The organism is Rhodococcus sp. WB1 (genome assembly GCF_001700945.1).
GTDB classification, from domain to species: domain Bacteria; phylum Actinomycetota; class Actinomycetes; order Mycobacteriales; family Mycobacteriaceae; genus Rhodococcus; species Rhodococcus aetherivorans.
Map to the genome: position 1 here is coordinate 2054517 of NZ_CP015529.1, position 19363 is coordinate 2073879.

Consider the following 19363-nt stretch of genomic DNA (forward strand, 5'->3'; position numbering starts at 1 on the left):
CGTGACCTACCGGTGGGTAGACACGAACCAATGCCCTTCCGTAACCTGATCGAGATTTTTCGGGTAACGGGTGCGCAACGTCGAACGAAAGGACCTGGTCCCGTGGTGGTGGACAGGACGAAACGGTCGCTTCGGGCGCTGGTGGCAATCGGAGTGCTGCTGACGGTGGCGTTCGCGGCCGCCCCGGCCGGAGCCGACCCGGTGGGGGAGAGCCCCACCGTCGCCCTGGAGCGGCTCGCCGAGCTGTCGCGCAAGTCCGAGCAGACCACCGAGGCGCTGCACAATGCCGGAATCGATCTCGACGCGAAGGTCGACGCCCAGCGCGCCGCCGACGCGGAGCTGGCCCGCGACCGCGAGGCGCTGGCCGCCGCGGAAGCAGAACTCGCGGTCTTCCGCCCGACCGTGGACAAGCTCGCCGTCGCCAATTACCGCGGTGCCCGCACCAACCGGCTGTTCGCCCTGATGGTCAGCGACTCACCCCAGCAGCTGCTCGACCAGATGTCGGCACTCGACGTCATCGCCCAGGAGACCGCCGACCAGGTCGCGGGATTCCGCACCGCGTCGTCGGCCGCCGCGGAGGCGGCGCTGGCGTCCCAGCGCTCGGTCGACGAGGCGCGTGCCGCCGCCGAGCAGGCGCAAGCCGTGCGCGACGATCTGCAGCGGCAGCAGAGCGAGCTCGAGGCCCAGATCGACGAGGTGCTCGCCGCCTTCGCCGAGCTGAGCGCCGAGGAGAAGGCCACGCTGGCCGGCGCGCCGTTCCCGCCGGGATTCGACGCCGAGAAGATCCTGTCGGGCCTCGCCCCCGGTAGCGGCAGCGGTGCCCTGCAGGCCGGCATGACCAGGATCGGCAGCCCGTACAGCTGGGGCGCCACCGGCCCCTCCGCGTTCGACTGCTCCGGCCTCGTGGTGTGGGCCTACAAGCAGATCGGCAAGAGCCTGCCGCGCTCGAGCCAGGCCCAGGCCCAGGGCGGCACCCCCGTCCCGCGCGACCAGCTCCAGCCCGGCGACGTCGTGACCTTCTACGACGACGCCTCGCACGTGGGGCTGTACGCGGGCAACGGCAACGTCCTGCACGCCTCCACGTACGGCGTGCCCGTCAAGGTCGCCCCGATGGACAGGATGCCGTTCCACAACGCCCGCCGGTACTGACGCCCGTCGTGCCGCCACCCCCACGGCGCCGGTGTGAGCGCGACCTACACTGGCCGCCGTGCCCGCGCCCGATTCGTCCCGCCGTCCCCCCGGCAGCCGCCGGTGGGAGCGACTCGGCGTGGCCGGGCTGATCGTCGCGGTCGTGGCCGTCGGCCTCACGCTCGCGTTCACGCCCGACGACGAGCCGGCCGAACCGGCGTCGCGCACGGCCGTGCAGGGGCTGCTCGACACCTGGTCCCGGGCCGTGCGCTCCGCCGACCGGGCGGCGTTGGCGGCCCTCGTGGACCCGCAGGCCCGCCCGGGGTTGCTCGACGCGGAGGTGCGGCGCGCCGAGGCCCTCGCCGCGTTGCCGCTGGCGGACTTCGGTTACGAGCTCGGCCAGGACCCCGGAACCGACGTGACCGACGACGTCGGGGCCCGCCTCGGCGCCGACGAGGCCCGCGCCCACACCGTCCTGCTGCGCTACGCCGTCGAGGGCATCGACGACGAACCGACGCGCAAGCCCGTCACGCTGCTCCTCGCCCGCCGGGGTGAGCAGTGGCGCCTCGTCGACGACCGCCCGCTGCCGGGTGCGGAGACCACCACCTGGCGGGGGCCGTGGGACTACGGACCGCTGCTGGTCCGGGCCGTGGACACCGGGGCCGGGGGGCGGTCCCTCGTCGTCGGGCACCCCGAGCACTCGTCCCTCGTCTCGGACATCGCCGGCGAACTCGAGGCCGCGGTGGAGGCCGTGGACGCCGCGTGGGGAACCGAGTGGCCCCGCCGCGCCCTCGTGCTCGTCACCGCCTCGCACGACGAGTTCACCGCCCAGGTCGGCAGCCGCTACAACGGCGCGGAGATCGCCGCCGTCGCCGTGTCCGACGCTGTCGACCACGAGCGCGGCGAGACCACCGGCCAGCGCATCGTCTTCAGCCCCGCCGCCGGGCAGCGGCTGGACGCGGCGGGCCTGCGGGCGATCCTGCGCCACGAACTCACCCACGTCGCGGCCCGCACCGACACGGTCGACGGGTCGCCGCTGTGGATCCTCGAGGGCTACGCCGACTACGTGGGCTACCGCAACGCCGACGGTGCCCTCGGCGTCATCGCGCCCACCCTCGCCGCCGCCGTCGCCGAGCGTGGGGCGCCCACCGCGCTGCCTACAGACGCCGACTTCGCCGGCGACGGTGCGCGTCTGGCGTACGAGAGCGCGTGGTCGATCGCGACGTTCGTCGCCGGGGAGTTCGGCGGCGATCGTCTCACCGCCCTGTACCGGCGGCTGGCCACCGGGCCCGTCGACGCCGCGGAACTCGACGCCGCGCTCGGCGACGTGCTCGGTGCGGATGCGGAGCAATTCGTCGCCCGATGGCAGACCTGGCTCGAGGCGCAGGTGCCGGCCCGGGTCGGCTGACCCGGCGTCCGCGCCCGCCACGGCACCGCCTACGGTGAGCGCATGCCCCGAACGCTGCTGGTCACCAACGACTTTCCGCCCCGGCCCGGGGGGATCCAGTCCTACCTGCAGGCGTTCGCGTCCCAGTTGCCCCCGGACGAACTCGTCGTGTACGCCCCGCGATGGCGCGGTGACAGCCACGTGAAGTTCGACGCCCGGCAACCCTTCGAGGTTGTCCGCCACCCCACCACCCTGATGCTGCCGACCCCCGCAGTGGCACGGCGGGCCACCCGGCTGATGAGCGACCGGGCCTGCGAGAACGTGTGGTTCGGCGCCGCGGCGCCGCTCGCCCTGCTCGCGCCCGTGCTGCGCCGCGCCGGTGCCCGCCGGGTCCTGGCCAGCACCCACGGGCACGAGGTGGGCTGGTCGATGGTGCCCGCCGGACGGCAGGCGCTGCGCCGCATCGGTGACCACACCGACGCCGTCACGTACGTCAGCCGGTACACCCGCGGTCGATTCGCCTCGGCGTTCGGGCCCGGCGCGGGGCTCGAGCATCTGCCCTCCGGCGTGGACACCGAGGTGTTCCGGCCGGACCCCGCCGCTCGCGCGGAACTGCGCGCCCGGTACGGGCTGGGCGACCGGCCCACCGTGCTGTGCCTGTCCCGGCTCGTGCCCCGCAAGGGCCAGGACATGCTCATCCGTGCGCTGCCGGAGGTCCGCCGTCGCATCGACGGGGCGGTGCTCGTGATCGTCGGCGGCGGCCCGTACCAGGACCGCCTCCGGGACTTGGTCCGCGCGGTCGGGGTCGACGACCACGTCGTGATCACCGGCGGGGTGCCGGCTGCCGAACTCCCCGCCCACCACACCATCGCGGACGTGTTCGCGATGCCGTGCCGTACGCGCGGCGCCGGCCTCGACGTCGAGGGTCTCGGGATCGTCTACCTCGAGGCGTCCGCCACCGGGGTGCCCGTGGTGGCGGGCCGGTCCGGCGGTGCGCCGGAGACCGTACGCGCAGGGGAGACCGGGGTCGTCGTCGACGGCACGTCGGTCGCGGCGGTCGCGGGCGCCGTCGCCGACGTCCTCGCCGACCGCGACCGGGCGGCGGCGATGGGCGCGGCGGGCCGCGCCTGGGTCGGCGCCGAATGGCGGTGGGACGTGCTCGGTGCGAAACTGCGGCGCCTGCTGGCCTGACGCCCCGACCGGCCCGCGCGCCCGACCGACCCGGCCCCCTGGACGAGCCGGAACCGGCGGTGTGTGAAGCTTTCCCCGTGAGCAGCATTCAGGTGGCCGATCAGACCTTCGTCGCCGCGGCGCCGCGGCGGATCGCGGCCGAGATCGCCGAGCCCCGCCGCTGGCGTGCGTGGTGGCCCGACCTGGCTCTGACGGTCCGCGAGGACCGGGCCGACAAGGGCATCCGGTGGTCGGTCGCCGGCGCGCTGAACGGCACGATGGAGGTCTGGCTCGAGCCGATGCTCGACGGCGCGATCGTGCACTACTTCCTGCACTGCGAACCGACCGGGGTGCCGCCGGAGCGGGTGGGCGAACTCGACCTCGCCACGATGAACCACCGGCGTCGCGTCGCCGGCAAGGCCATGACCTTCGACGTCAAACGGCGACTGGACGCGGACCGCGCCGCCGGCGAACCGCCCCGGGACGGAAATCCCTGATCCGACGGCCGAGCACCTGCAGGCGACGAGCCCTCCCCGGAACTACTACGGTGTGATAGACAACGGTTCCCGCGTGTGCCGACCGGTGGGACGGACGGCGGGGACAGAGGGAAAGGAAGCGTTGGTCGCATGGCCGAGAAGACCAAGAGGTCGATCACCATCGATGCTCCGTCCGATCGGGTGATGGCCGTGATCGCCGACTTCGACGCGTACCCCGCCTGGGTTTCGGCGGCGAAGTCCGTGGAAGTGCTCGCCGTCGAGTCCGGGGGACGCGCGGAGCGGGTCCGGTTCGTGCTCGACGCAGGGGTGGTGCGCGACACCTACGAGCTGGTCTACCAGTGGGCCCCGGACGGCCGATCGGTCAGCTGGGAGCTCGTCGCGGGCGAGATCCAGAAGGCCCAGTTCGGCTCCTACATCCTGACTGAAGCGCCGGAGGGCGGCACCACCGTGTACTACGAGCTGACGGTGGACCTGACCATCCCGATGATCGGCCTGTTCAAACGAAAGGCCGAGAAGGTGATCACCGACACCGCGCTGAAGGAACTCAAGAAGCGGGTGGAAGGCTGAGCGGGCACGCCGGGCGGCCCGGCCCCGCCGCCGTGCAGCTCTTCGTCGGCAAGGGGGGCACCGGCAAGACGACCCTCGCGGCGGCGACCGCCCTCGCGGCGGCTCGTTCCGGGGTTCGCACCCTCGTGGTCTCCCTCGATCAGGCGCACTCGCTGGCGGATGTGTTCGCCGTCGACCCGGCGACGCCGGGATCCGTCGATGCGCGCATCGTCCCGGTCACCGACGGCCTCGACGCGCTGGAGATCGATTCGCTCGCCCTGCTCGAGCAGCGCTTCGCGCTCCTGGCCGCGCTCGCCGCCGCCGGCGGCGCCCACGAGCACGGCGACCGGTTCGGCATCCCGGCACCCGAGGAAGTCACCGGGCTGCCCGGCGTGCAGGAGATCCTCGCCCTCGGCGAGGTGGCCCGCCTGGCCGACACGGGACGCTGGGACGCGGTGATCGTCGACCTCCCCGCGTCCGCGGACGCCTTCCGCACGCTCGCCGCGCCGGCGACGGTGTCGGAGTACATCGAGCGGATCTGGCCCCGGCACAGCCGCATCGTCGCGGCGACGGGTGCCGACCCGCGTCTGGCCCTGGTCGTGGCGCTCCTCGACCGCGTCGTCGACCACACCGCGACCGTGCGGGACCTGCTCGCCGACCACTCCCGCACCTCGGTCCACCTCGTCGCCACCGCCGATCGACTCGGCGTCGCCGAGGCGCGGCGGCTGCGGTCCTGGACGGCCCTGTCCGGTCTGCGGCTGGCGCGCGTGCTCGTCAATCGGACCGTCCCGGACTTCCCGGCGGACGAGGCCGGGCCCGCCGCGACCTGGCTCGCCGAGCAGCGCGGGGGGCAGCGCCGGATCGTGGCGGAGATCGAGACGATTCTCGGCGCCGTCGCCGTGGTCGAGTGCGAGCAGCGATGCACCGAACCGGTAGGGTTGGCCTCTCTGGCGGCGCTTGCGGAGTCGCTGTACCCGGACGGCGTGGCGCCGCATACGCCGGAGGATTCCGGCGTGGAGCCGGTGCGGGTACAGCGCGAATCGGGGACAGGGGTGGATGCGGTGTACACGATGCGGATGCATCTGCCGCTGGCGGACGCGGCATCGCTGACACTCGGCCGGGTGGACGACGACCTGGTGATCGGCGCCGACGGGATGCGTCGCCGGGTGCGGCTCGCGTCCGGTCTGCGGCGCTGCACCGTCTCCGGCGCCGAGTTCGAGGGATCCGACCTGCTGGTGCGGTTCCGTCCCGATCCCGCGGTGTGGCCGCAGTGAGCGCCGATCACGACGTCCTCGTCGCCGAACTGCGGGCGCTGGCCGACGCCGTTCTCGACCGGCTCGAGCAGACGGTGCAGCGATTCGCCGAACCGGCACCGCCCACCCGGCCCGCGCCCGGCCCGACGACCGGGGACGCGGCCGCCGCGCCCGCCTCGGCGCCGAGCGGATGCAGCTGGTGCCCGCTGTGCGCCGTCGCGGCCGCGGTGCGGGGCGAGCCACATGAGCTCCTCACCCGCCTCGCCACCCAGATCGCGGCCCTGATCGCCCTGCTGCGGGACCTGCTCGCCCGGTACCTTCCGCCCCCAGGGGCCGGCCCCGACGGGCCGGATCCGCAGACCCCGCCCCCGGCTCCCGGCCGCAGCGGTGCGTTCGTGCCGATCTCGGTCACGATCCGGCGCTGATCGGGTCCACACCGTGAGCACGGATCGACTCACGATCGGAATCGACGTGGGCGGCACCAGCATTCGCGCGGCCGTCGTCGACGGCACCGGTTCCGTCGTCGACACCGTCCGGTCGCCGACCCCGCACTCGGGCCGCGCCCTCGAGGATGCCCTCGACCGCACCGTCGCCCGCCTGGCGGGACGCAACGAGGTCACCGCCGTCGGGCTCGCCGTCGCCGGATTCCTCACCGCCGACCGTCGCGTCGTCCGTTTCGCCCCGCACCTGCCGTGGGCGGACGTGCCCGTGGCCGAGCGGATGAGCGCGCGGATCGGCCTGCCGGTGATCCTCGAGCACGACGCCAACGCCGCGGCGTGGGCCGAGTACCGGTTCGGTGCGGCCGCCGGTGTCCGCACGACCGTGCTGGTGGCCGTCGGCACCGGCATCGGCGCCGCCCTGCTCCTGGACGGTGTGCCGTTCCGGGGCGCGCACGGCATCGCCCCCGAACTCGGGCACCTGCAGGTGGTTCCCGCCGGGCGGCCCTGCGCGTGCGGGAAGCGGGGCTGCTGGGAGCGGTACTGCAGCGGCACCGCGCTGGTCGACACGGCGATCGAATTGCTCGCGGCAGACCCGGACCGGTCCTCCCCGCTCACCCGTGAAGTCGCGGCGGATCCCGGGGCACTGACCGGACGACGGATCGCCGAGGCCGCGCAGGACGGCGACCCGCTCGCCGTCGCGGCGATGGCCGAGTTCGCCCGTTGGCTCGGGCTGGGCCTGGCGATGGTCGCCGACCTCTACGACCCGGACCTGGTCGTCATCGCGGGTGGGGTGTCGGGGTCGGCGTCTCTGTTCCTCGACGATGCCCGCGGTCACTACGCGGCGGCCCTGACCGGGCGTGGTCACCGGCCGCTCGCCGGGGTCCGCGCCGCGCACCTCGGCGACGCCGCCGGCCTGGTGGGCGCGGCCGACCTCGCCCGCGAATCGTCCCGGTCCGGACGAAACGGACCAGGCGGCTGAGATGATCGTCACGTCCATCGCTGTGAGGCGGGACCGCGGCGTGCCACGGTGTGCACGGCGACACCCCGCCGTCGTAGAGTCGACCGGCAGGCACGATCTGCCTGCGCGTTTCGGAGACGGGGAAGGACGCCATGTGGTATTGGCTTTTCAAGTACGTCCTGCTGGGGCCGCTGCTCTGGCTCATGGGGCGGCCGAAAATCGAAGGGGCGGAGCACATCCCGACCGACGGCCCCGCGATCCTCGCCAGTAATCACAAAGCCGTCCTCGACTCCTTCTTCCTTCCCCTGGTGGTACCGCGGCGCATCACCTTCCTCGCCAAGAGCGAGTACTTCACCGGCCCCGGGCTCAAGGGGCGGTTCCAGCGCTGGTTCTTCTCCGCGGTCGGGCAGGTCCCGATCGACCGCACCGGCGCCGACGCCGCGCAGGACGCCCTCAACGCCGGCGTCCGCGTCCTCTCCCAGGGCAAGCTGCTCGGCATCTACCCGGAGGGCACCCGGTCGCCGGACGGCCGCCTCTACAAGGGCAAGACCGGTATCGCCCGGCTGGCCCTGCAGACCGGCGTGAAGGTCATCCCGGTGGCGATGATCGGCACCGACGAGATGAACCCCATCGGGTCGAAGATGTGGAAGCCGGCCAAGGTGACGGTCCGGATCGGGGAACCGATCGACTTCTCCCGCTTCGAGGGCATGGGCGGCAACCGTTTCGTCGAGCGCACCGTCACCGACGAGGTGATGTACGCGCTGATGCGCCTGTCGGGCCAGCAATACGTCGACATCTACGCGGCCTCCCTGAAGAACCGGCCCGCCGAACAGGATGCGGCCGCCACGGCCGCCGACGCCGATCGCCTGCCCGACACGCAGGCCGGCTGACACCGGATACCGGCGACACCCGCCCGGCCGCGGCCGGGCATAATGTGCGCACGTGCGTTACTTCTACGACTGCGAGTTCATCGAGGATGGTCGCACCATCGAGCTCGTGTCGATCGGTGTCGCCTGCGAGGACGGGCGCGAATTCTATGCGGTGTCGACGGAGTTCGACCCCGAGCGGGCCGGGCCCTGGGTGCGGCGGCACGTACTGCCGAAGCTGCCGCCCCCGGCGCATCCCGCCTGGAAGTCCCGGACCCGCATCCGCGACGACCTGATGTCCTTCCTGATCCCGCGGCCGGGCATCCAGCCCGAGCTGTGGGCCTGGCTCGGGGCCTACGACCACGTCGCGCTCGTCCAGCTCTGGGGAACCATGCCGGAACTGCCCGACGCGCTGCCCAAATTCACCCGCGAGCTGCGCCAGCACTGGGAGCAGCACGGCAAGCCCCCCCTGCCGCCGGTGCCGGACGACAACCACGACGCCCTCGCCGATGCCCGCCACAACCTCGCCAAGTTCGAGGCGATCGAGGCCGCGCGGCTGTACCGCTGAACCGGGTGCCGCGGCCGCCGGGCGGGCCGGCGGGACGGGGTGTGGCATCGACCCACCCGGGGGTGCGTGTCCCTCGTCGCGCCGGGGCCATATCCTGGTGGTGTGAACTGGACTGTCGATGTGCCGATCGACCGCTTGCCGACCCTTCCGCCGCTCCCCGCCGAGCTGCGCGAAAGGCTGGACGCGGCCCTGGCCAAGCCCGCCCTGCAGCAGCCGAGCTGGCCCGAGGACCAGGCGTCGGCGATGCGTACCGTGCTCGAGAGCGTGCCGCCGATCACCGTGGCCCGCGAGGTCGAGGACCTACAGAACCACCTCGCCGCGGTCGCGCGGGGTGAGGCCTTCCTGCTCCAGGGCGGTGACTGCGCCGAGACCTTCGCCGACAACACCGAGCCGCACATCAAGGCCAACATCCGCACGCTGCTGCAGATGGCCGTCGTGCTGACCTACGGCGCGTCGCTGCCGGTCGTGAAGGTCGCGCGGATTGCCGGACAGTACGCCAAGCCGCGGTCGTCGGACATCGACGCGCTCGGGCTGCAGTCGTACCGGGGCGACATGATCAACTCGCTGGTCGCCGATTCCGCCGTGCGTGCGCACGACCCGTCCCGGCTGATCCGCGCCTACGCCAACGCCAGCGCCGCGATGAACCTGGTCCGGGCCATCACCGCCGCCGGCGAGGCGGACCTGCACCGGGTGCACGACTGGAACCGGGAGTTCGTCGCATCCTCCCCGGCCGGCGCGCGGTACGAGGCCCTCGCCTCCGAGATCGACCGCGGCCTGCGCTTCATGGACGCGTGCGGCGTCGTCGATCCCAACCTGAAGGCCGCCACCATCTACGCCAGCCACGAGGCGCTGGTCCTCGACTACGAGCGGGCCATGCTCCGGCTCGACAACACCGACGGGCACCCCCGGCTCTACGACCTGTCGGCGCACTTCCTGTGGATCGGTGACCGCACCCGCCAGCTCGACGGCGCCCACATCGCCTTCGCCGAGCTGCTGGCCAACCCGATCGGCCTGAAGATCGGCCCCAGCACCACACCCGAGATGGCGGCCGAGTACGTCGAGCGGCTCGATCCCACCAACAAGCCGGGCCGGCTGACCCTCATCTCCCGGATGGGGCACGCGAAGGTGCGCGATCTGCTGCCCCCGATCATCGCCAAGGTGCAGGCGACCGGTCACCAGGTCATCTGGCAGTGCGACCCGATGCACGGCAATACCCACGAGGCGTCCACGGGGTACAAGACCCGGCACTTCGACCGGATCGTCGACGAGGTGCAGGGCTTCTTCGAGGTGCACAACGCCCTGGGCACCCATCCCGGCGGCATCCACATCGAACTCACCGGTGAGAACGTCACGGAATGCCTCGGCGGCGCACAGGACATCTCCGACATCGACCTGCACGGCCGTTACGAGACCGCGTGCGACCCGCGCCTGAACACCCAGCAGTCGCTCGAGCTGGCGTTCTTGGTCGCGGAGATGCTCCGCGGCTGACCCTCCGCGGAGCGGCCGGGTCCCGGGGCCTTCCGGGTCGTCAGGGGCCTCAGGGCAGTGCGGTGAGAGTCACCGTGCCGCCCGGCTCGACCCGGTCGCCCGCGCCCGGGCTCTGACCGATCACCACCGAACGGTCGGAGCCCGCGAACTGGCGCACCTCCACGTCCAGCCCCAGCCGGCCGAGCTCGTCGCGTGCCGCGGCGACCGTGCGGCCCAGCAGCGAGGGCACCTTCACCGCGTTCGACACCAGCAGCGTGACGCTGCCGCCGGCGTTGACCCGGTTCCCGACCGCCGGGTCGGTGCCCGCCACCCGTCCCGCGTCGACCTCCGCGTCGAACACCTCCCGCGTCTCGCGCACCGTGAGGCCGACCGTGTCCAGGGCCCGCCGGGCCTCGTCGACCGTGCGGCCCGCGACGTCGGGCACATCCACCGGCGGTGATCCCTTGCTGACGATCACCTTGACTTCCGCTCCCACCGGCAGGACCGTGCCGGGCGCCGGATCGAGGGCCGCGACCCCGCCCTCCTCGACGGCCGTGCTGTAGGCGGTGCCGCCGTCCACGGGGACGAGGGTCCGGTTGCGCAGTTCCTGCTCCACCACGTCGCGGTCGCCGCCCCCGACGATGGTGGGCACGGTCGGCCGGCCCAGCGAGACGAGCAGCACCACCTCGTCACCCCGGGCGACCCGGCTGCCCGCCTCCGGGTCGGTACCGAGCACGGTGTCGACCGAGGCGTCGTCGGAGTACTCGCCCTGCACCTCGGGAGTCACCTCGGCCGCCTGCAGCGCCGCGAGCGCGGTGTCCCGATCGGCTCCGAGCACGCTGGGCACGGTGGTCATCCGTCCGGACCCGAGCCACCATCCGCCGAAACCGACGGCCAGGGCCAGCACCAGGATCGCCAGCAGCCACAGCAGCGTCGTCCGCCGGTTACGTCGGCGCTCGGCGGCGAAATCGGCGACCGGGACCCGGGCAGGCTCGGCCTGCGGCCCCGACAACTCGGCACGCGGGTGCTGCTGGGTCACGACCTTCGTGTGCTGCGGGCCCACGGGGGCGAGCTGGGCCGCCGGTCCGGGCGGCATCGCGGGCGGGGGCAGCGGCCGCGAGGGTGGGGCCGCGGCGCGTACCGCCACCGTCGGCGGCGCAGGATCCACCGCGGCCGTCGCCGGTTCCGCGACGGCCGAAAGATGCTGCGCGGACCGTCGCGGTGCGGGCACCCGGTAGCGGGGCAGCGCCAGGACGTCGCAGACCTCGCTCAGCGCAGCGGCCATCGCCGCGGCGTCCGGGAACCGCTCACCCGGCTCCCGCTCGGTGGCGTGCCGGACCAGTTCGTCGAACTGCTCCGGGACCCCGTCGATGAGGGAACCGGGGTCCGGGACATCCCTGTCGACCCGCTGATAGGCCACCGAGAGCGACGTGTCGCCGGTGAACGGGGTGCGCCCGGTGAGCATCTCGAACAGCAGGATCCCGGTCGCGTACACGTCGCTGCGCGCGTCGGCGGTGCCCGTGGTCACCTGCTCCGGCGACAGATAGGCGGCGGTACCCAGGATGACGCTGCGCGACGTCGTCGTCGCCGCGGCGACCGCGCGCACGAGCCCGAAGTCGGCGATCTTCACCTCCCCGGCGTCGGAGATCAGCACATTCTCCGGCTTGACGTCGCGGTGCACCAGGCCGGCGCGGTGCGCCACCGCCAGTGCCCCCAGCACCGGCGCCGCGACGGCGGCCGCCGCGTGTGGTGGCATCGGGCCCCGTTCGCGCAGCAGTTCGCGCAGCGTGCCGCCCTCGACGAGTTCCATCACCAGGAAGACATGGTCCCCGTCCTGCCCCTGGTCGTACACCGCCACCAGACCCGGATGGGTCAACCGGGCCACCGACCGCGCCTCGAACTCGAACCGCGCAAGGAACTGAGGATCGGCCGCGAACTGCGGATCCATGACCTTCACGGCTACCGGACGGTCGAGCCGCAGGTCCGTGCCGCGGTACACGGTGGACATGCCGCCACGGGCGATCGGTGCCTCGATGCGGTAGCGCCGTTCGAGCACCGTGCCGATCAGGCGGTCGCCTCCAGAGCTCACCCGGTGTACCCCCGTGTTCATGCCGTCGATTCCTGCGTAGGTGCGGCGTGCGACGGGTCGGGCCGTCGGGTGCGCCTCTGTCGATCGTAGCCAGCGCACGAACCACCCGGTTACACGTGCGCGGCTCGCCGCGGTGACACTGCGCGGCTCGCCGCGGTGACACGTGCGCGGCTCGCCGCGGTGATCACCCGACGGCCCGTCGTGGCAGCCGCCGCGAACCCGATAACGTTAGCGGCGTGAGTGCTATCCCTTACAGCGAAGACGTCCTCGACCGCTCCGTACCCGTGCTGCAACTGGTCGACGTGGCGAAGCAGCTCGGCCTGGTGATCACCCGGGTCCACCAGCTGCTGCGCGACCGCCAGCTGCTGGCGATCAAGCGGGACGGCGTGCTGGCCGTGCCGGCGGCGTTCTTCGACGACGACGGTCGGATCCTCACGGGCATCCCCGGTCTCATCGCGGTGCTGCACGACGGGGGATTCCGGGACGACGAGATCCTGAACTGGATGTTCCGGGAGGACGACACGCTCGCGGGCGGCTCCCCGGCGGCGGCGATGCACACCCACGCGAGGCGGGAGGTCATGCGCCGGGCGCAGGCGCTCGGTTTCTGACTCCGGCGGCTCAGCGCAGGCGGGCCAGCTGTGTCAGCGCGACCCGCGCACGGCGCCGCGTGGGGACCACGGCGCGCACGTCGAGGACGCGGTACCCGCTGCGCTCGACCTCGTCGAGGATTCCTCCGTACAGCTCGAAGGCGGTGCGGATGCCGGGCCGGATCCGGTCCGGCAGCAGCGCCAGACCGGGCTCGGCGCGGCGGTACTCCGCGCGCGTCAGCGCCACGAAGTGGGCCAGGGCCCGGCGCACCCGCGGATCTGGGCTCCCGCCGGTGCGTCGGCCGTGCTCGAGCAGTGCGACGTCCACCCCGAACGCGGCCCAGGTGTCGGCCGGCAGGTAGGTGCGCCCCCGGTCGAGGTCCTCACCCACGTCGCGGATGAAGTTCGTGAGCTGGAAGGCTTCCCCGAGCGCCGCGGCGTAGGGTGCGGCGGCGTCGATGTCGGCCACGTCGAACACCGGCAGCAACTGCAGCCCGATGACCGCCGCGGAGCCGTACATGTACTCCCGCAGTTGCGGCATGTCGTCGTAGCGGGCCCGGAACTCGGGCGTGCCGGGAATGTCCATGCGCATCGACCGGACGAACGCCTCGAAGTAGTCCAGCGGCAGGTCGTAGCGCCGGATCGTCTCGGCCAGCGCCCCGACCACCAACCCGGTGGCGTCCGCCGGTCCGGGATCACCGGCGAGCGCGGCGTGCAGCCGGCGCTCCGTCGCGGTCACCTGCAGCGCCGCGCCGGCCGGGTCGTCGACCGCGGTCACGTCGACGATGTCGTCGACGAGGCGGGCGAACCCGTAGAGGGCGTGGACCGCCGACCGTCGCGGGCGGGGCAGGAGGCGGGTGGCGAGGTAGTACGTCCGGCCGTGCGTGGCCGCCAGCTCCTCGCAGTAGCGGAATCCCGCGTCGGTCTCGGTCACGGTCACCTCGGATCCAGGGAGACGGCGGTGATCGGCGGCTCGCGCCGCGCGCGCAGCCGCAGCGGGTCGACGGTGCGAAGCGACACGGCGGCGATCACCGAGATGACGATCGCCAGGATCACGTGGGCAAGGTTGTACATGCCGATCGAGCCGTCGGGATTGAAGATCAACATCAGCCAGCTGGACAGGCCTACGAGCACTGCCAACGTGGTCGTCGACAGGGCGAAGCCCGCGGCCACCGCGAGCGGCCACGAGTAGTACCACGGCAGGGCGGCCGGCGAGAGCACCGTGATCGCGGTCAGCGTGATCACGATCCCGAGCACGGCGTCGCGCTCGGTGTGCCGGAACCGCCACCACGTCACCACCATGATCACCCCCAGGGCCACGGCGCAGAGCATGCGGGTGACGTCGAGGATGGACCCCAGCTGCCAGGGCGTGAACCACGTGACCGCGTGCGCCATGATCGTCGGCAGCGACAGCCAGTTGATGATCTTCGAGGAGCCGGACAGGGCCGTCAGCCAGCCGATACCGACGCCTGCGAGCGCCGAAGCCGCTCCGAACACGGCCGCGAACACCAGCAGCCCCGCGCCTGCGGTCTTCACGAACAGCACGATCGGAGCGGCCGGTTCGCGGCCCTGCGCCCGGGCGCGGTCACGTTCGTGCAGAATCCAGATCCACACCAGGAACGGCAGGGCGATGCCCGCCGACGCCTTGACGGCCGCACCGACGGACACGAGTGCGATGCCGCCGACGTGCCGGCCCTCCAGCACGAGCACGATGCCGGCGATCATGAAACCGACCATCAGCATCTCGTTGTGGACACCGCCGATGAGATGAATCAGGATCAGCGGGTTGAGCACTGCCAGCCAGAGGGCGATGCGGGGGTTGCCGCCGAGCCGGCGCGCCAGCTTCGGCACCGCCCACGCGGTGAGCACCAGTCCCGGCAGCATCGTCAGTCGCAGCAACCAGGTGCCGGTGACGACGTCGTCCCCCGTCAGCGACGTGATGCCGGCACCGAGCAGCAGATGCACCGGACCGTACGGGGTGGTGGTCGTCTTCCACACGTTGCTCACGTTGTCCAGCAGGACGCCCGGGTTGACGACCGGACCGTCGAGGTAGGGGTCGAAGCCGTCGCGGAGCATCGCCCCCTGGGCGAGATAGGAGTAGGCGTCGCGGCTGAACATCGGCGAGGCCACCAGCAGCGGCGCCACCCACATGGGCAGCACCGTCCACAGCTCGCGCAGCGTCACGTGCCCGGCGAGGGTGCTCCGGCCCAGCCGCACCCAGGCGGCGATCATCAACAGGACGCCGGCCCAGATCAGGATCGTCGAGAGCAGCAGGCCGTGCCCGAACCGCAACCAGGACAGGTACAGGTCCTCGAGCAGCGGGTCCTCCCGCCGGACGCTGCCCGCACCGAAGCCACCGAACGTGACGAATGCGGCGCCGAGCGCACCCAGCAGGCCGGCGTTGCCGGCCGGGCTTCGCAGGAAGTCGCCGGGTCTGCTCCGCACGGGCGGCGAGGCGGGCGGCTGCGATTCCGACGGAGGCTGCGGTTTCGACGGATGCTGTGGTGCAGCGTCGGAAGGGGCAGGGGACGACATGGTTGCGAGTTCCTCCCCCGGGAAGTCGTGGACGGTGCGGGGCCCGGGCGCGGCGCGGGCGGACAGGTGAACGAGGTGACAGTTTAGTTCAGCCGCGGCCGCCGGCGGTCCACCGCTCACCGCGCGGCGCGGACGCCGAGCCGCTCGGCGGCGAGCCGGCCCGACAGCACGACCGTCGGCACGCCCACGCCCGGCACGGTTCCGGATCCCGCGAGCACGACGTTGGGGTGGCGCGGATCCAGGTTCCGTCGCCGGAAGGGTCCGGTCTGCCGGAAGACGTGTGCCCCGGAGAACGGGCTGCCCGCAAGCATGCCCCTGGCCTGCCAAGTGGCCGGGGTGTCGATGTGGTCGATGCGGAACTCGTCGGCGACGGCGCCGTATCCACGCCGGCCGAGGACGGTGAGGAGCTCTGCCGCGTAGGGGTCGGCCAGAGCGGACCAGTCGTACGGGGCGCTGTCCAGATTGGGGCAGGGCGCGAGCACCGACAGCGGCTCGTGCGACACGCCGTCGCGGAGGAACCTCTGACCCGGGTCGCTCAGCGCCGGCCGGGTGATCAGCAGCGAGGGGTCGCTCATCAGCCGGCCGCGGCCCCGGCCCGCGCTGATCTCGGCGAACGTCTCCTCCCACGACGCACCGAAGTCGATGGTGTGGTGGTGCGTGGCGGGCCACTGCGCGGCGACGGCGGACGGCACGCTTCCGTGCAGCACCACGGCCGACGGCGACGCGAGCACGCGTCGTCGCCGGCGTGGGGGCAGCAGCGTGTCCACGACGGGAAGATCCGGGCTCAGCACCACGGCGTCGCACGGGACGCGTTCGCCCGAGGCGGTGCGGACGGCGGTGGCCGTCCGGCCGTCGAAGTCGAGGCCCGTGACCTCGGTGCCGAGGCGCAGGTCGCCGCCGGCGGCGACGATCGCGTCGGCCATGGCGCGGGCCAGCACCCGCATGCCGCCCTCCACCGCGTACACACCGAGGGAGGTGTCCATGTGGGCGATGGCGCCGTACACCGCCAGGGCCCGCGCGGGCGCGACGCCCGCGTACAGCGCCTGGAAGGTGAACACCCGGCGCAGCCGCGGGTCGGTGATCCGGCGGTTCACCTGCGCCCCGAGCCGGCCGAACCCGCCCAGGCGGAGCAACGTCGCCAGGTCGCGCGCCGCCGCGGGGGAGGCGACCAGGTCGAGGGGGGAGTCGAAGTTCGCGGCCATGAACCGGTCGAATTCGGCGTCGAAGATCTCGGCGAGCCAGGAGCGCAGCCGCAGGTAGCGCTGCGCTTCCTCGGCGCCGCACACCCGGGTGACCTCGGCGACCATCGCGTCCGGATCGGTGTGCACGTCCAGGGTCGTGCCGTCGGCGAACCGGGCGTGGTACGCGGGGGCGAGCCGTCGCAGCCGCACCGCCGGGGTGACGGACTCGAAGTCCGCGCCGACCGCCGCCAGGGCGTCCGCGATGAGCTCCGGCATGGTGAGCACCGTGGCCCCGTTGTCGATCTCGTATCCGGGCCCGGCGTGCACACCCACCCGCCCGCCGACGGTCGCCTCGCGCTCGAGGACGGTCACCTTGCGGCCCGCACCGAGCAGGTACAGCGCGGTCGAGAGCCCGGCCAGTCCGGCCCCGACGACGACGACCCGCTCCGCGCCGGTCACGGTGCGCATCACGCGGCCCGCCGCGTCGCGTGGAGCGCCGCCGCCCGCAGGCGGGCTTTGCCTTCGTCCGTCGCGCCCGAGGCGTCGAGGGTCGCCAGCGCGGTGTCGGTGAGCGCGGCGATGCGGCGTTCCACCCGCTCCACGGCCCCGAGCTCGATGATGACCGTCCGCAGCCTCTCCACGTCCGCGTCGGACAGGTCCGAGCCGATACTCTCGCGCAGCAACCGCGCGGCGCCGGGGTCACGGGCGTCGGCGGATTCCAGGGCCAGCGCATACAGCACCGTTCGCTTGCCCGAGCGCAGGTCGTCGCCGGACGGCTTGCCGGTGACCTCCGGATCCCCGAACACCCCGAGCAGATCGTCGCGAAGCTGGAAGGCGAGCCCGATGTCGGTGCCGAATTCCCGGTAGGCGGTGATCAGCGCGTCGTCGGCCCCGGCGAGGGCCGCGCCGAGGTGCAGCGGCCGTTCGATCGTGTACGCGGCGGTCTTGTACCGGTTGACCCGCATCGCCGCGGGGACGGACTCGTCGGCCGACACCTCTCCGGCGATGTCGAGGAACTGCCCGCCGAGGACCTCCGTGCGCATCGCCGACCACACCGGTGCGATCCGCGCGGTCGCGGCCGGCTCCAGTCCCGCCTCCCGGACCATGTCGTCGGCCCAGGCCAGAGCGAGATCGCCGAGGAGGATGGCCACGGCGGCACCGAACTGCTCGGGCCGGCCGCGCCAGCCCGACGCGCGGTGCCGGTCGGCGAACTCGACGTGCACGGTCGGGAAGCCGCGCCGGGTGGTGGACGCGTCGATGATGTCGTCGTGCACCAGGGCGCAGGCCTGTACCAGTTCGAGTGCGGAGCAGACCCGCAGCACCGCGGGCGCGTCGAGCCCCGACGGGTCGCCGCCGGCCCCGAGCCAGCCGTTCCACGCGAACGCCGGGCGTACCCGCTTGCCGCCTCGCAGCACGAACGATTCGAGTGCCGTGACGGCCTCGGGGTAGCCGCCGCCGATCGGCTCCACGAGTTCGATCCGGGAGACGAAGAAGTCGCGCAGGGCGCCCTCGACGAGATCGGGGAACAAGGCGGCGGGCACGGGTTCGGATCCGGTGAACAGGGCGTCCTCCTGGTCGTGTGTGGACGGGCCCGTCGGGCGACGGTGGGTGCGGCCACGGATCGAGCCCGAAAGGCGCTGGGCACACCCGAGCCCACCCTATCCGGCGGTCGAGGGGCTTGCCCCGGTTCGGCCCGCTCCGACGTGCCCCTATGCTGGTCGGGTGACTTTCGATTCCGACAGCGGGCCGGACGGCGGCGGAGAATCCCGTACGCCGTCGGTGGTGGACCGATTCCGTGCGCCCCGAGGCGCACGGATCCCGTTCTCGGTGGAGTTCTCCCCGCCGCGCGACGCCGACGCGGAGGCGCGCCTGTGGCGCGCCGTGCGCGAGTTCGAGCGCCTCGGCCCGGCCTTCGTGTCGATGACGTACGGAGCGGGCGGTTCCACCCGCGACCGCACCGTCCGGGTCACCGGTCAGCTGGCGCAGGAAACCACGCTCCTGCCGGTGGCGCACCTGACCGCCGTCGGGCACAGCATCGACGAACTGCGCGCCATGGTCGGCGCATACGCCGATCGCGGCATCACCAACATCCTGGCGTTGCGCGGCGACCCGCCGGGCAACCCGCTGGGAGAATGGACCAGGCATCCGGAGGGCCTCGAGTACGCCGAGGAACTCGTTCGGCTGGTCCGCGACCTCGGTGACTTCCACGTCGGGGTGGCGTCGTTCCCCGAGGGGCACCACCGCTCCCCGGACCTCGAGCACGACACGCGGTACCTGGTCCACAAGCTGCGCGCCGGCGCCGAGTACTCGATCACCCAGATGTTCTTCGACGTCGAGGACTATCTGCGGCTGCGGGACCGGGTCGTGGCCTACGACCCGGAGCAGGGCGCCAAGCCGATCATTCCGGAGATCATGCCGATCACGTCGCTGCGTACCGCGCGGCGCAGCCTCGAACTCTCCGGGTCGAGGCTGCCGGCCGCGCTCGAGGAGCGCCTCGTCCGGGCCGCCGGGAACGGCCCGGAGGAGGATCGCGCCGCCGTGCGCGAGGTGGGCATCGACGTCGCCACCGAGATGGCCGAGCGGCTCATCGCCGAGGGTGCGCCCTGCCTGCACTTCATCACCCTGAATTTCGCCCGGGCCACCCGCGAGGTGCTGGCCCGCCTGGGCATCGCGGTGCCGACGGCGGTCTGA

Annotated in this window: 18 protein-coding genes; 13 read left to right on the forward strand and 5 right to left on the reverse strand. The window is 72.8% G+C overall.

Features of this window, described 5'->3' with window-relative positions; translation table 11 throughout:
• Window positions 1-102 precede the first annotated feature (102 nt).
• The 11 genes from A4U64_RS09225 (at window position 103) to A4U64_RS09275 (ending at window position 10301) form a co-directional block, all read left to right on the forward strand.
• Window positions 103-1149 carry an NlpC/P60 family protein gene (locus A4U64_RS09225; RefSeq protein WP_006933341.1) on the forward strand — a complete coding sequence of 349 codons (1047 nt, stop codon included), beginning with the start codon at window positions 103-105 and terminating at the stop codon, window positions 1147-1149.
• Window positions 1150-1207: 58 nt separating this feature from the next.
• Window positions 1208-2536, forward strand: a complete 1329-nt coding sequence (locus tag A4U64_RS09230) for a hypothetical protein (protein ID WP_029544220.1) — start codon at window positions 1208-1210, stop codon at window positions 2534-2536.
• A gap of 42 nt (window positions 2537-2578) precedes the next feature.
• Window positions 2579-3706: a glycosyltransferase family 4 protein gene (locus A4U64_RS09235; RefSeq protein WP_006933343.1), complete on the forward strand. Its 1128-nt coding sequence runs from the start codon at window positions 2579-2581 to the stop codon at window positions 3704-3706.
• A 77-nt stretch (window positions 3707-3783) separates the two neighbouring features.
• Window positions 3784-4182, forward strand: coding sequence for a polyketide cyclase / dehydrase and lipid transport (locus A4U64_RS09240; RefSeq protein ID WP_065922488.1), 399 nt, complete (start codon window positions 3784-3786; stop codon window positions 4180-4182).
• A 129-nt stretch (window positions 4183-4311) separates the two neighbouring features.
• Window positions 4312-4749 carry an SRPBCC family protein gene (locus A4U64_RS09245; protein WP_006933347.1) on the forward strand — a complete coding sequence of 146 codons (438 nt, stop codon included), beginning with the start codon at window positions 4312-4314 and terminating at the stop codon, window positions 4747-4749.
• Window positions 4750-4781: 32 nt separating this feature from the next.
• The gene (locus tag A4U64_RS09250) at window positions 4782-6002 is read left to right on the forward strand and encodes an ArsA family ATPase (protein WP_065922489.1); all 1221 of its coding nucleotides are present in this window, start codon (window positions 4782-4784) and stop codon (window positions 6000-6002) included.
• The gene (locus A4U64_RS09255) at window positions 5999-6406 is read left to right on the forward strand and encodes a hypothetical protein (protein ID WP_072635453.1); all 408 of its coding nucleotides are present in this window, start codon (window positions 5999-6001) and stop codon (window positions 6404-6406) included. Before A4U64_RS09250 ends, A4U64_RS09255 begins: the two co-directional genes overlap by 4 nt.
• Window positions 6407-6419: 13 nt before the next feature.
• Entirely contained in the window at window positions 6420-7400 is a 981-nt protein-coding gene (locus A4U64_RS09260) for an ROK family protein (protein ID WP_065922491.1), read from the forward strand.
• 131 nt (window positions 7401-7531) lie between these two features.
• Window positions 7532-8269, forward strand: a complete 738-nt coding sequence (locus tag A4U64_RS09265; RefSeq protein WP_006933354.1) for a lysophospholipid acyltransferase family protein — start codon at window positions 7532-7534, stop codon at window positions 8267-8269.
• Window positions 8270-8321: 52 nt separating this feature from the next.
• Window positions 8322-8813, forward strand: coding sequence for a polyadenylate-specific 3'-exoribonuclease AS (locus A4U64_RS09270; protein ID WP_006933363.1), 492 nt, complete (start codon window positions 8322-8324; stop codon window positions 8811-8813).
• Between the two features lie 102 nt (window positions 8814-8915).
• Window positions 8916-10301 carry a class II 3-deoxy-7-phosphoheptulonate synthase gene (locus A4U64_RS09275; RefSeq protein WP_006933364.1) on the forward strand — a complete coding sequence of 462 codons (1386 nt, stop codon included), beginning with the start codon at window positions 8916-8918 and terminating at the stop codon, window positions 10299-10301.
• Between the two features lie 49 nt (window positions 10302-10350).
• Here A4U64_RS09275 and pknB read toward each other — a convergent pair whose 3' ends face one another.
• Window positions 10351-12369: a Stk1 family PASTA domain-containing Ser/Thr kinase gene (gene pknB / locus A4U64_RS09280; protein WP_029544209.1), complete on the reverse strand. Its 2019-nt coding sequence runs from the start codon at window positions 12367-12369 to the stop codon at window positions 10351-10353.
• Between the two features lie 236 nt (window positions 12370-12605).
• Between pknB and A4U64_RS09285 the strand changes: the two genes are divergently transcribed.
• Window positions 12606-12977 carry an Rv2175c family DNA-binding protein gene (locus A4U64_RS09285; protein WP_240004017.1) on the forward strand — a complete coding sequence of 124 codons (372 nt, stop codon included), beginning with the start codon at window positions 12606-12608 and terminating at the stop codon, window positions 12975-12977.
• 10 nt (window positions 12978-12987) lie between these two features.
• Here A4U64_RS09285 and A4U64_RS09290 read toward each other — a convergent pair whose 3' ends face one another.
• The 4 genes from A4U64_RS09290 to A4U64_RS09305 all read right to left on the reverse strand — a co-directional run bounded on the left by A4U64_RS09290 (window position 12988) and on the right by A4U64_RS09305 (window position 18213).
• Window positions 12988-13896 (reverse strand): phytoene/squalene synthase family protein, encoded by a 909-nt coding sequence (locus tag A4U64_RS09290; protein WP_006933373.1) that lies wholly within the window; start codon window positions 13894-13896, stop codon window positions 12988-12990.
• Window positions 13893-15491, reverse strand: coding sequence for an alpha-(1->6)-mannopyranosyltransferase A (locus tag A4U64_RS09295; protein WP_050035366.1), 1599 nt, complete (start codon window positions 15489-15491; stop codon window positions 13893-13895). Before A4U64_RS09295 ends, A4U64_RS09290 begins: the two co-directional genes overlap by 4 nt.
• 116 nt (window positions 15492-15607) lie before the next feature.
• Window positions 15608-17140 (reverse strand): phytoene desaturase family protein, encoded by a 1533-nt coding sequence (gene crtI, locus A4U64_RS09300; protein ID WP_029544201.1) that lies wholly within the window; start codon window positions 17138-17140, stop codon window positions 15608-15610.
• Window positions 17140-18213, reverse strand: a complete 1074-nt coding sequence (locus A4U64_RS09305) for a polyprenyl synthetase family protein (RefSeq protein ID WP_232334180.1) — start codon at window positions 18211-18213, stop codon at window positions 17140-17142. Before A4U64_RS09305 ends, crtI begins: the two co-directional genes overlap by 1 nt.
• Before the next feature lie 181 nt (window positions 18214-18394).
• On the opposite strand from A4U64_RS09305, the gene metF reads away from it, so the two are divergent.
• On the forward strand, window positions 18395-19363 hold the full coding sequence (gene metF, locus A4U64_RS09310) for a methylenetetrahydrofolate reductase [NAD(P)H] (RefSeq protein WP_006933382.1): 969 nt from the start codon (window positions 18395-18397) through the stop codon (window positions 19361-19363).